This window comes from Janthinobacterium sp. GW823-FHT03B06, assembly GCF_058796955.1.
The window spans coordinates 1-12,468 of the sequence record NZ_JBXAJE010000004.1 but is presented as its reverse complement, the minus strand read 5'-3'; the positions used below and the strand labels follow the sequence as shown (position 1 = coordinate 12,468).

The 12,468-nt window shown below is 58.8% G+C and carries 10 protein-coding genes and 1 rRNA gene; 4 read left to right on the top strand and 7 right to left on the bottom strand.

Annotated elements, in window-relative coordinates:
• Positions 1-26: 26 nt before the first annotated feature.
• The 4 genes from AC1RBA_RS14705 to AC1RBA_RS14690 form a co-directional block, all read right to left on the bottom strand.
• Positions 27-743, bottom strand: a complete 717-nt coding sequence (locus AC1RBA_RS14705; RefSeq protein ID WP_230504056.1) for a phosphoadenylyl-sulfate reductase — start codon at positions 741-743, stop codon at positions 27-29.
• A gap of 9 nt (positions 744-752) precedes the next feature.
• Positions 753-1,313, bottom strand: coding sequence for a DUF934 domain-containing protein (locus tag AC1RBA_RS14700; protein ID WP_492418817.1), 561 nt, complete (start codon positions 1,311-1,313; stop codon positions 753-755).
• Positions 1,306-2,994 carry a nitrite/sulfite reductase gene (locus tag AC1RBA_RS14695; protein ID WP_492418815.1) on the bottom strand — a complete coding sequence of 563 codons (1,689 nt, stop codon included), beginning with the start codon at positions 2,992-2,994 and terminating at the stop codon, positions 1,306-1,308. The genes AC1RBA_RS14700 and AC1RBA_RS14695 overlap by 8 nt, the downstream gene beginning before the upstream one ends.
• Positions 2,995-3,075: 81 nt before the next feature.
• The gene (locus AC1RBA_RS14690) at positions 3,076-3,849 is read right to left on the bottom strand and encodes a sulfite exporter TauE/SafE family protein (protein WP_070219465.1); all 774 of its coding nucleotides are present in this window, start codon (positions 3,847-3,849) and stop codon (positions 3,076-3,078) included.
• A 160-nt stretch (positions 3,850-4,009) separates the two neighbouring features.
• On the opposite strand from AC1RBA_RS14690, the gene AC1RBA_RS14685 reads away from it, so the two are divergent.
• The 3 genes from AC1RBA_RS14685 (at position 4,010) to AC1RBA_RS14675 (ending at position 6,921) form a co-directional block, all read left to right on the top strand.
• On the top strand, positions 4,010-4,951 hold the full coding sequence (locus AC1RBA_RS14685) for a CysB family HTH-type transcriptional regulator (protein ID WP_034751505.1): 942 nt from the start codon (positions 4,010-4,012) through the stop codon (positions 4,949-4,951).
• Between the two features lie 61 nt (positions 4,952-5,012).
• The gene (locus AC1RBA_RS14680; protein WP_070219464.1) at positions 5,013-5,663 is read left to right on the top strand and encodes a class I SAM-dependent methyltransferase; all 651 of its coding nucleotides are present in this window, start codon (positions 5,013-5,015) and stop codon (positions 5,661-5,663) included.
• Between the two features lie 310 nt (positions 5,664-5,973).
• Positions 5,974-6,921 (top strand): porin, encoded by a 948-nt coding sequence (locus AC1RBA_RS14675; protein WP_046682561.1) that lies wholly within the window; start codon positions 5,974-5,976, stop codon positions 6,919-6,921.
• Positions 6,922-6,967: 46 nt separating this feature from the next.
• Here the strand turns inward: AC1RBA_RS14675 and AC1RBA_RS14670 are convergent, their stop codons facing one another.
• The 3 genes from AC1RBA_RS14670 to AC1RBA_RS14660 all read right to left on the bottom strand — a co-directional run bounded on the left by AC1RBA_RS14670 (position 6,968) and on the right by AC1RBA_RS14660 (position 10,443).
• On the bottom strand, positions 6,968-8,158 hold the full coding sequence (locus AC1RBA_RS14670) for a PAS domain-containing sensor histidine kinase (RefSeq protein WP_409026935.1): 1,191 nt from the start codon (positions 8,156-8,158) through the stop codon (positions 6,968-6,970).
• Positions 8,159-8,323: 165 nt separating this feature from the next.
• Complete coding sequence (locus AC1RBA_RS14665) at positions 8,324-9,082, bottom strand: LytR/AlgR family response regulator transcription factor (RefSeq protein WP_070290528.1); 759 nt, start codon at positions 9,080-9,082, stop codon at positions 8,324-8,326.
• A 68-nt stretch (positions 9,083-9,150) separates the two neighbouring features.
• On the bottom strand, positions 9,151-10,443 hold the full coding sequence (locus AC1RBA_RS14660; RefSeq protein ID WP_070290529.1) for a sensor histidine kinase: 1,293 nt from the start codon (positions 10,441-10,443) through the stop codon (positions 9,151-9,153).
• A gap of 586 nt (positions 10,444-11,029) precedes the next feature.
• Between AC1RBA_RS14660 and AC1RBA_RS14655 the strand changes: the two genes are divergently transcribed.
• Positions 11,030-12,468, top strand: a 16S ribosomal RNA gene (locus tag AC1RBA_RS14655); the annotation flags it as partial.

Here is a 12,468-nt window from a genome sequence, read left to right as displayed (position 1 = left end):
GATGCTTTCTTGTTCTGTGTGTCTGTTCAGGCTGCCACGGATTTGATGCGTATCAGTTTGCCGTCCACCATGTGCAGGCCGCATTCCTTGGAATCCGGGTTTTCCCACCACCAACGCCCGGCGCGCACATCTTCGCCCGGCTGCACGGCACGCGTGCATGGTTCGCAGCCGATGGACGGGTAGCCCTGGTCGTGCAGCGCGTTGTACGGCACGTCGTTCGCGCGGATATAGTCCCACACATCCTGCTCGGACCAGTCGGCCAGCGGATTGAATTTCGTCATCGCATGCGCCGCGTCGTCTTCCTGCACGTGCAATTCGGCGCGCGTGGTGGACTGGGCGCGGCGTTGGCCCGTGATCCAAGCCTTGTTGCCGGCCAGGGCGCGGCCCAGCGGCTCGACCTTGCGGATGCGGCAGCATTCGCGGCGCATCTCGACGCTGTTGTAGAAGGCGTTGAGGCCGTTCTGTTCCACGTAGGAAGCGACAAGCTCCGGCTGCGGGCGGTACAGGGTGATGTCGTGGTCGTAGCGGGTTTTCACCTTGTCGAGCACGGCCAGGGTTTCCTGGTGCAGCCGGCCCGTTTCCAGGGAAAAGATGCCGATCGGCAGCTTTGCCTTGAGAATCATGTCGGTCAGCACCATGTCTTCGGCTGCCAGGCTGGACGCGAACACGGCCGGCGAAAAGTCCGCGGCGATGCGTGTCAGCGTTTGCTCGGTGGCGTGAATCAAAGAAGTCAGATCGCTCATGATGGGTCCTCAGATGCCGGCCGCGTTGTCGAGGTCAGGATTCTGGCCTTCGCGGTGGTGGCGGCGGAACAGCGGCGATTTCTGGTCCCACGACGCCTGGTAGGTTTCCGAAAAGACGGACAGACCTTTCAGGGCGTCATGGATGCTGCGGTCCGGACGCGTCGCATAGGCATCGAAGCCGACGCGGTGCATGGAAAACAGCTGGTCGCGCAGCACGTCGCCGATGGCGCGCAATTCACCCTGGAAACCCAGGCGGGCGCGCAAATTGAACGCGATGGAATAGCCGCGGCCATCCGTGAATTTCGGAAAGTCCACGCCGATGACGGGCAGTTGCGCCACGTCGGCCGCCAGGTCTTCCGGCCGTTCGTCGCTGGCCAGCCACACGCCGATGTCGGGCAGGCGCGCCGTCAGGGTCTCGCGCTGGGCTTGCCACACGGGCAGGGGGACGATGACCTTGCCGGTAGGCACGACCACCGTTTCCGGCGTGTCGGTCTCATCGAGGCGCAGCAAGCCCCAGGTATTCGGCACCACGGCGGCGTTCTTGATGATTTCTTCGCGTACTTCAAACATATTCGTCTTCTCCCACCAGGTTGCCGACCGTGATCGGCGTTGCATATACGTGTTCCTTGAACGGCGCCAGGCCCAGGCGCTGGGCCGTATCGACGAAGCGCTCGCCTTCATGGCGGTCGCGCACGTAGACGTGCAGCAGGCGGCCGATGACTTCAGGCATCTGCAGGGAAGAGAACGATGGTCCGATAATCTTGCCGATGGCCGCGTTGTTGCCTTGCGCGCCGCCGATCGACACTTGATACCATTCGCTGCCATCCTTGTCGACGCCGAGGATGCCGATGCTGCCCACGTGATGGTGGCCGCAGGCATTGATGCAGCCGGAAATATTCAGTTCGATCTCGCCGATGTCGTGCTGGAAGTCGATGCTGTCGAAGCGTTCCGCGATGGCGGCCGCGATCGGCAGCGACTTGGCGTTCGCCAGTGAGCAGAAATCGCCGCCCGGGCAGCAGATCATGTCGGTCAGCAGACCGATGTTCGGCGTGGCCAGGCCGTGCGCCTTGGCTTCCTGCCACAGTGCGAACAGTTTCGACTGTTCCACGTCGGCCAGCACCAGGTTTTGTTCATGCGTCACGCGCAGTTCGCCAAAGCTGTAGCGGTCGGCCAGATCGGCCACGAAGTCGATCTGCTCGGCCGTCGCGTCGCCGGGCGGCACGCCCGTTTTCTTCAGGGACAGTACCACGGCCACGTAGCCAGGACGCTGGTGCGGCTTGACGTTGCGCGCTAGCCAATTTACATACGCCTTGTTGTCCGCGTGTTCGGCCTGGTAGTCGAGTTCTGGCAGGGCAAGGTAGGCGGGCGGATCGAAGAAGTCCGCCACGCGCTGCATTTCCTCGGCCGTCAAGGTTTCCGGACCATCCTTCAAATCGACCCATTCCGCTTCCACCTGGCGCGTGAATTCTTCCACGCCGATGGCTTTCAGCAAAATCTTGATGCGCGCCTTGTATTTGTTGTCGCGGCGGCCGTGCAGGTTGTACACGCGCATGATGGCCTGGATGTACGTCAGCAAGTGCTGCCACGGCAGGAAGTCGCGCACAACGCTGCCCAGGATCGGCGTGCGGCCCATGCCGCCGCCGGCCATCACCTTGAAGCCCACTTCGCCGGCCTCGTTGCGCACGGCCGTCAAGCCGATGTCGTGCACGGCGATGGCGGCGCGGTCTTCCTCGGCGCCATTGATGGCGACCTTGAATTTGCGGGGTAGGGCGATGAACTCGGGGTGGAAGGTGCTCCACTGGCGTAATACTTCCGCGTACGGGCGCGGATCGATGATTTCATCGGCGGCGACGCCCGCAAACGGGTCCGATGTTGTATTACGGATACAGTTGCCGGACGTCTGGATCGCGTGCATTTCCACGGAAGCGAGGTCCGTCAGGATATCGGGCGTCTGTTCCAGCTCAATCCAGTTGAACTGGATGTTCTGGCGCGTCGTGAAGTGGCCATAGCCGCGGTCATACTTGCGCGCGATGTGCGCGAACATGCGCATCTGCTTGGACGACAGCAAGCCGTACGGCACGGCGATGCGCAGCATGTAGGCGTGGCGTTGCATGTACAGGCCGTTTTGCAGGCGCAGCGGAATGAATTCCTCTTCCGTCAGTTCATTGGCGATACGGCGCGCAACCTGGTCTCGGTACTGGGCGATGCGTTCTTTGATGATGAGGTGGTCGTACTGATCGTAATGGTACATATCAATTCCTAAAAAAGCCGGGGTGCTGGAAGACTGCCTGGGATGATGTTCTTGATACTGCTCTTGTCACTTGTTCGGTCATTAATAGATTAGCTTCACTGCCACGCCGGTCAAGGTCATCGCCAGCAGCACTCGTAAAAACTGTTCCGGCACGGATCGCGCGACCCAGGAGCCGAGCGTGATGCCGGGCAGGGAGCCGACCAGCAAGGAAGCCAGCAATTCCCAGTGGATGGAGCCGAGCCACCAGTGGCCCAGCGCGGCGATGGCCGTCAGGGGCACGGCGTAGGCGATGTCGGTGCCCGCCACTTCGGCCGAGCTCATGCGTGGATACAGCATCACCAGCAAGGTCGCGCCGATGGCGCCGGCGCCGATCGACGAGACCGTCACCAGCACGCCCAGCACGGCGCCGGCAATGATGGTCGCGGCGGCAAGCTTGTTGCCTTGTAATTGTTTCTCGGGGTGGGCGTTGATCCAGGCCAGCATGCGGCCCTTGAAGATCAGTGCCACGACGGTCAGCAGCACGGAGCCGGCGATCGAGTAACGGATGATCTGGCCGATTTGCGGCGACAGGGTGCCGAACGATTTGAGCGCCAGGGTCGCGATGACGGCGGCGGGCAGGGCACCGATGCACAGGCGCTTGACGATATCCCAGCGGATGGTGCCGCGCAGGCGGTGCGTCAGGGTGCCGGCGCTCTTGGTGATCGAGGCGAAGGCCAGGTCGGTACCCACCGCCACGGAAGGCGGTACGCCAAACAGCAGGGTTAACAGCGGCGTCATCAGCGAACCGCCGCCCACGCCGGTCATTCCTACGAGTAATCCTACGGCAAATCCTGAGACTATATAAGACAAAGTCATGCTTGCACCCCCAAAGTACTCGCAATAGTAATAAACTTAGTGTTTATTCCAAACTACTAAGTACGCATTTGCTTATATGCGATATGCGTATATGCATGCATGCAAAATCATGGGTGGGGCGGAAACTCGGCAAATCACGGCAATCTAGGGCAAACCAGCAATGAATCTCCATCAACTGCGCTTCGTGCGCGAAGCGGTCCGGCAGAACTACAACCTGACGGACGCCGCCAAGGCATTGTTCACGTCGCAACCGGGCGTATCGAAAGCCATCATCGAGCTGGAGGAAGAGCTGGGCGTGGATATTTTTACGCGCCACGGCAAGCGCATCCGCGGCTTGACGGAGCCGGGCCGCCTAGTGCTGGAGTCCGTCGAGCTGATTATGCAGGAAATCGACAGCATGAAGCGCATCGGCAAGGAATTCGCGGCGCAGGACAGCGGCAGCTTTACCATTGCCACCACGCATACACAGGCGCGCTACACCTTGCCCAAGGTGGTGCAAGCCTTCATGCTGAAGTTCCCCAAGGTGCGATTGTCTTTACTGCAAGGAAATCCGCGCCAGATCGCCGAGATGGTGCAGCGCGACCAGGCGGATCTCGCCATCGCCACGGAATCGATCGCCGCCATCGATGGCCTGATCACCTTGCCATGCTATCAATGGGAACACGTGGTGGTGGTGCCCGTCGACCATCCGCTGCTCAAATCGAAGTCCGTGACCCTGGAAGAAATCGCCGCCTTCCCCCTGATTACCTATGACAGCGCGTTCGCCGGACGCAACAAGATCGACCATGCTTTCGTGCTGCGCGGCCTGAAGCCGGACATCTTGCTGGAAGCCATCGACGCCGACGTGATCAAGACTTATGTCGAGTTGGGCATGGGGATTGGTATCATAGCGGGTATGGCCTTCGATGCCGAGCGCGACAAAGGCTTGCGCGCCATCCCTGTCGGGCACCTGTTCGGCATGAATGTGTCGCGCGTGGCCGTCAAGCAGGGCGCGTATTTGCGCAGCTATATTTATACCTTTATCGAGTTGCTGACGCCGACCTTGAACCGCAAGCTCATCGAGCAGGCGATGAGCGGTGATAAAGAGCACTACGAACTATAACAATGCATGAAGTCGGCCGGGCGAGGTGCCTGGCCAAGATTATTTAAGAAGAGAAGAAACAATGATTACCGATCAGCTTGCCAAATATTACGCCACCATCGCGCAGCAGTACGAGCGCGTCTATGACAAGCCCGAACGCCAGGAAGACCTGGAAGTGTTGCGCGACAAGGTCGCCGACGTGCTGGAAGGCCACACCGTGCTGGAACTGGCTTGCGGCACCGGCTACTGGACGGAAGTGGTCGCCGAGTCGGCCGAGTCCGTACTGGCCACCGATATCAACGATGAAATGCTGGCGCTGGCCCAGGCACGCGGCTTGCCCGACAACGTCACCTTCGCCAAGCTCGATGCCTTCAACTTGCCCGACGACATGCTGGGCAAGTTCACGGCCGTGTTCGCGGGCTTCTGGTGGTCGCACGTCAAGCGCGAAGACCAGGACAAATATCTGAAGCAATTGCGCACGAAGCTGGGCAAGGACATCCTGCTGGTGCTGATCGACAACTCGTATGTCGATGGCAGCAGCACCGTGATCGCGCGCACCGACCTGGAAGGCAATACGCACCAGTTCCGCACGACGGAGGCGGGCGAGCGCTATGAAGTGCTGAAGAATTTCCCATCGGATAGCCACCTGCGCAAGAAGTTTGCCCACTCGGCCCGCGAAATCCGCATGAAGCGCCTGGAATACTACTGGCTGTTGAGCTGCCGTCTGAAGTAAGGCTGATCTGTCTATATGGTATCGGTAGGTCAGATTAGCCCGTAGGGCGTAATCCGACAGGCGTTGCCGAAGGTGCTAGTCGGATTACGCGTGGCCTTGCCCCGCTAATTCGACCTACGGTAAATAGGCCTTGCCGCCGCATGAACCGCCTCCGGGCGGTTTTTTTTCGCCTGTTGTTTTTATCTGACAAGATGTTGTTCCAAAAAACAACATCTTGTCGATGTCATATTGTTGAAGTATTTCGTGGGCATGATTCGGTTCAGCAGCTAAGCAGCACCATTCTTGTCCAACCTAATGTAGAGAATCTCAAGTGAAAAAAATTACTCTGGCAGCATTGATCATCGGCACCTTCGCAGCAGCTACGGCACAAGCACAATCGAACGTCACCGTGTACGGCCTGGTTGACCTCGGTATTGCCAAGACCACTGGCCAGCCGACGGTACAACGCGAAAACAATGCGTCGCGCCTCGGTTTCAAGGGTACGGAAGATCTGGGTGGCGGCCTGTCCGCAATTTTCAACCTGGAAAGTGAATTCCTGGCCGACACCGGCGCGCAAAAAGGCGTGTTGTTCGACCGTCAAGCGTACGTGGGCTTGAAAGGCGCTTTCGGTACCGCCATCCTGGGCCGCACCAAGAATCTGGTCGATGGCACCATCGCCCGCGTCGACCCATTCAACACCTACGGCGTGGTCGGCAAGAACAATGAAACCCTGCTGCGTTCGGGCGTCGGCTCGTCGCGCGTCAACAACGCCGTCACCTACAACAGCCCAAGCTTTGAAGGTTTCGTGGGCAGCCTGCAATACGTGCTGAGCGAAGTCAACAGCGCTGACGCGGGTGTGATCGGCTTGGCAACCTACGACAATGGCCCGATCAGCCTGCACGCCGGCTACGAAAAAGCCGTGCAAGCAACGGCAACGGCGGCCAAGCCTGACCTGTGGTCCATCGGCGGCGGCTATAAATTCGGCCCGGCCAAGATCACGGCCGCCTACTCGAAAGGCGACACCAAGGTTGCGACGACTGGCGAATTCAAGTCCTACTTGATCGGCCTGAACTACACGGTGGGCGGCGGCGATGCCAAAGTGTCGTATGGCAAGCAAGAGCAAAGCAACAACAAGTTCAAGGATCAGGACACCATCAAGGAATTCGGCGTCGGTTACGACTACCACCTGTCGAAGCGCACCGACGTGTACGCTTACGCTGGCCGCGAGCGCGTCAAGTCGCTGACTTCGTACCAGATCGGTCTGGCACACAAATTCTAATCATCATTCGATGTGACGAAGCAAAGGCGCCTGTGGGCGCCTTTTTTTATTGCATCGCTGCGGATGCCGCCTCGGCATTCATGGGCAGCGAGATGTCGATGCGTGTGCCGCCAAGCTCGCTATCGGCGCCGATATGGATGCTGCCGTTCAAGCCCCAGACCCGCTCGCGCATGCCCAGCAGCCCTAGTGCCGTGGCTTTTTCCAGGTCGTGTTCGGCAATGCCGCGGCCGTCATCCTGGATGGTGATGGCCAGCGAGGAATCGATGCGGTGCAGGGCGATGGTGATGTGGTTCGCTTCGGCATGGCGCGCGATATTCGTCAGTGCTTCCTGCACGATGCGGTAGATGGCCGTGCTGCGCGCGTCGTCGAGCACGAGGTCAGCCTCGTCGGCCAGCAAGTCGAAATGGATGGCGCGGCGCAGCAGGAAGTCGTGGCGCAGTTTTTGCAGCGCAAAATACAATCCCCCTTCATCGAGCGCGCGCGGGCGCAGGTTGCTGGCGATGCGCCGCAGCGAGGTAATGGCCGTCACCAGCAAGCCGTCCATGCTTTGCAGCAGGGCATGCAGGGGCGCGGTGGTGTCCGTGTGCTGGCGCACCAGGGTCAGGTCGACGCGCAAGGTGGCCAGCAATTGCCCCAGGTCATCATGCAGTTCGCGCGCGATATGCTTGCGTTCTTCTTCGCGGATGGTTTGCAGCGCGCTCGACAATTCACGCAATTGCGAAAAGGAGCGGGCCAGCTGTTCATGCATCTGCTGACGCGCCGTAATGTCGCGCACGATGATGGTAAAGACGCTGTGGCCGTCTTCCTGCATGGCCGAGAGCGATCCTTCGAGGGGAAACATGACGCCATCGCTGCGCCGTCCCGTCAAGGTGTAATCGGTGGCGCGCCGGCCCGTCAGGCGCAGTTCCTGGCTGATATCGCCAAACGGCGGCTCGCCATCGTGCTGGCCCAGGCCGCCGAGGGTGCGCAAGTCGCGCAGGATGTAGTGACCCAGGCGCATGCCGCGCATGCCGGCCGGCGTGTCGTCGAACAATCTGGCCGCTGCCGCGTTTGCATGCAGGATGATTTGCTGGCTGTCGATGCTGATGATGGCGTCGCTGGCGCTGTCGATGATGGCTTGTCCGCGCGCCTGCTGCTGCCGGCGGGCTTTCAGTGGCGGAAACAGGCACAGCAAAAGCGCTGCCGCCATACCCAGCGGCAAGATGCGCAGCAGTGCAGGACTGCCTCGGTCGGGCATGGGGCTTCTCCTTGCGAACGTGTACGAAGGCAGACAGGACAGCGATGGAGAGTTGGACTTTATCTAGCCTATGCCTGCTGGTGCGGCGCGGCTTGATGTGGCGCAGGAAGGGGAAAGGAAGAGATCAAGGCGCCGCACCGGCCTGGGCCGGGCGGCGGCGGAGTCTTACATTTGCTTGAACAGGTGCAGGAAGCTGCGGCTCACTTCGAGCTTGTCGGACTTGCCTTTGATGAGTACCAGGTGACGGCCGCGGATGTCGCGCGTCACGCCTTCGATGGCATTCACGTTGACCAGGGTGGCGCGGTGGATTTGCCAGAACAGCGAAGGGTCGAGCTCTTCGGCCAGGTCGCGCACGGGCTTGCGGATCAGCGCCTCATACTTGGCCGTCTGCACGCAAGTGTATTTCTCATCCGAACGGAAAAATAAAATTTCTTCCACGGGGATCATGCGCAAGTCCTGGCCGATGCTGGCCTGTATCCATTGCAGGTAGGTGGGCTTGGCCGTGATTTTTTCCGCCAGTTGCGACAGCATGGCCGTGACGCTGCTGTTGACGTCCAGGGCCGGCTTGTTCAAGTGCGTTTTCAGGCGCTCCACCGTCACCAGCAGACGCTCATGCTCGGGCGGCTTGAGCACGTAGTCGACGGCGCCCCGCTCGAAGGCTTCGACGGCGTGACTGTCATAGGCAGTGACGAAGACGATATGCGTCTTGCTGCCTATTGCTTGCGCCGCCTCCATGCCCGTCTTGCCCGGCATGCGGATATCGAGGAAGGCAAAATCGGGTTTGAGTTGTTCCACCAGTTCGATCGCCTCGTCGCCATTCTTGGCTTCGCCGATGATTTCCAGTTCAGGCCATGCCTGGCCCAGGCGCAGGCGTAGCTGGTCGCGCATCAGTCTTTCGTCGTCGGCAATAATAGCGGTAGGCATAGGTCTCAAGTGTGAACAGGCGAAGATTGATTATTCAATGATTTAGCGTTTTTATCAACTACTCTGTCTTACTTGGACAATTGATATGGCACTTCGATCACGGCGCACACGCCGGACGGTTGATTTGGCGTAATGGTCAGGCTGCCCTCGTCGCCATGCAGCAGCTTCAGGCGTTCGCGTATGGTGGGCAAACCCAGTCCCGTGCCATCGCTGGGCACTACGCCAAAGCCCAGGCCGTCATCGGTGACGGTCACGCGCAGCTTGCTGTGCGCCACTTCGGCCACGATGCGCAGGGTGCCGCCTTCCGGTTTGACTTCCAGGCCGTGCTTGATGGCATTTTCCACCATCGATTGCAGCATCATGGGCGGGAAGGCGGCGCTGCGCAGGCCGTCGGGAATCTGGAAGTCGACGGTCAGGCGTTCTTCCATCCGCATTTTCAGCAGATTCAAGTACGCTTGCACCATGTCCGCCTCACGGCCCAGGTTGGTAATCAGGGCGTTGTCGCGCATTTGCGGCAGCACGGCGCGCAGATACTGGATCAGGCTGCGCTGCATCTTGGCCGCGCGCGGCGGATCGACCTGGATCAGGTGTTCGACGGAGGCAAGCGTATTGAACAGGAAGTGCGGCTCGACTTGCGCCTGCATCATCTGCATCTTCGCTTCGCTGAGCTGGCGCTGCATGGATTCGCGCTCGGCCGCCTCATTTGCGGTCACGGTTTCCGCTTCGGCCCGCTTCTTGCCGCCGACCAGGGCCTTCATGGCGAACAGGGCCAACACCAGCAAGGAGACAAAACTCTTGAACCAGGTCGAGGCTTGCTGGTGGTAGCGCGACACTTTTTGTTCCGCCGCATCATCGACCGCTTCTTCGATGGCATTCGACAGCTCTTCGCCGATTTGCGGCGGCAATTCGATATGGACTTCTTCCCCTGAAGCATTGGTGGTCACCGGATAGTTGGGCTTGGCGGGGGCGGCTGGTGGTTGCGGCGGTTCCGGCGGCACGGCACTGGCTTTTGCGTCTGCCTCGGCGGCATCGGCTGGATCGCTGACCGCCTCGGCCGCGCTGCTGCGGCGATTCTTGCCGCTGCGGGGATTGAAATGGATGCCCGTATCGTCGATCAGGATATTGGTTTCCCCCGAACCCTTGCTGCTGCGTTTATGCGACTTGATGACCACTTCTTCGTCCGGGCTGGACGAGAACAGCTCATCTTGCAAAATGGAGCCGGCGATCAGAGCCAGCGCAGCGAACAGGAAGAATTTCCACCAAGACAGTTGGGTGACCCAAGTCGTCGTCGCGTCGAATGCCCGTTGTAACCAAGCGAGGATGGTTTTCAACAATTGGGGCAGGCTGGAAATCGGAAGCATGAGGGGACACTTTCAAGTACTAGAGTTTAATCGACGCAGCGTGCAAGTTTAACCCCTTGTTGAGTAGCGTCAGAGTCTGATATTGCCACTGTGCCTAAAGACCACGAACTACGCCAGCCGATTGCGACAGGCTGCACAAAAAGGCGCTTGAAGTGAAGACAAGGCTTGCTGGGCGGTGAGCGCGGGAAAATAGCGCTTGCGGGCCGCGCGGCGCAGGGCTATAATTCGCCCCCTCGCTGAACGACGCATGCAAATGCCGAGTAAAGCAGGGTGAAAAAAGAAGGTTGACGAATGAGCCGAAACGCTTCATACTCTTCCTTCTTCGCAGCTGACAAACACAACGCTTTGTCGATAGCGCGAAAGTAGCGCCGAATACAGTTCTTTAACAATTAACAGTCGATAAGTGTGGGCATTTGATGCAAGTGCAGCGTCAATCTTCGGATTGGCGTCTAACTTAAAATATCAAATGTTCACGAAGAAATAAATGAAATAGGACGCTTCGCAAGAAGTGGCCTGTCAGTTGTTTTTGAAGTGAGCGACCCGTCAGCAATGACGGTGCCGGTAAAACGGCAAAGTAACAGAGATTAAACTGAAGAGTTTGATCCTGGCTCAGATTGAACGCTGGCGGCATGCCTTACACATGCAAGTCGAACGGCAGCACGGAGCTTGCTCTGGTGGCGAGTGGCGAACGGGTGAGTAATATATCGGAACGTACCCTGGAGTGGGGGATAACGTAGCGAAAGTTACGCTAATACCGCATACGATCTACGGATGAAAGTGGGGGATCGCAAGACCTCATGCTCGTGGAGCGGCCGATATCTGATTAGCTAGTTGGTAGGGTAAAAGCCTACCAAGGCATCGATCAGTAGCTGGTCTGAGAGGACGACCAGCCACACTGGAACTGAGACACGGTCCAGACTCCTACGGGAGGCAGCAGTGGGGAATTTTGGACAATGGGCGAAAGCCTGATCCAGCAATGCCGCGTGAGTGAAGAAGGCCTTCGGGTTGTAAAGCTCTTTTGTCAGGGAAGAAACGGTGAGAGCTAATATCTCTTGCTAATGACGGTACCTGAAGAATAAGCACCGGCTAACTACGTGCCAGCAGCCGCGGTAATACGTAGGGTGCAAGCGTTAATCGGAATTACTGGGCGTAAAGCGTGCGCAGGCGGTTTTGTAAGTCTGATGTGAAATCCCCGGGCTCAACCTGGGAATTGCATTGGAGACTGCAAGGCTAGAATCTGGCAGAGGGGGGTAGAATTCCACGTGTAGCAGTGAAATGCGTAGATATGTGGAGGAACACCGATGGCGAAGGCAGCCCCCTGGGTCAAGATTGACGCTCATGCACGAAAGCGTGGGGAGCAAACAGGATTAGATACCCTGGTAGTCCACGCCCTAAACGATGTCTACTAGTTGTCGGGTCTTAATTGACTTGGTAACGCAGCTAACGCGTGAAGTAGACCGCCTGGGGAGTACGGTCGCAAGATTAAAACTCAAAGGAATTGACGGGGACCCGCACAAGCGGTGGATGATGTGGATTAATTCGATGCAACGCGAAAAACCTTACCTACCCTTGACATGGCTGGAATCCCCGAGAGATTGGGGAGTGCTCGAAAGAGAACCAGTACACAGGTGCTGCATGGCTGTCGTCAGCTCGTGTCGTGAGATGTTGGGTTAAGTCCCGCAACGAGCGCAACCCTTGTCATTAGTTGCTACGAAAGGGCACTCTAATGAGACTGCCGGTGACAAACCGGAGGAAGGTGGGGATGACGTCAAGTCCTCATGGCCCTTATGGGTAGGGCTTCACACGTCATACAATGGTACATACAGAGCGCCGCCAACCCGCGAGGGGGAGCTAATCGCAGAAAGTGTATCGTAGTCCGGATTGTAGTCTGCAACTCGACTGCATGAAGTTGGAATCGCTAGTAATCGCGGATCAGCATGTCGCGGTGAATACGTTCCCGGGTCTTGTACACACCGCCCGTCACACCATGGGAGCGGGTTTTACCAGAAGTAGGTAGCTTAACCG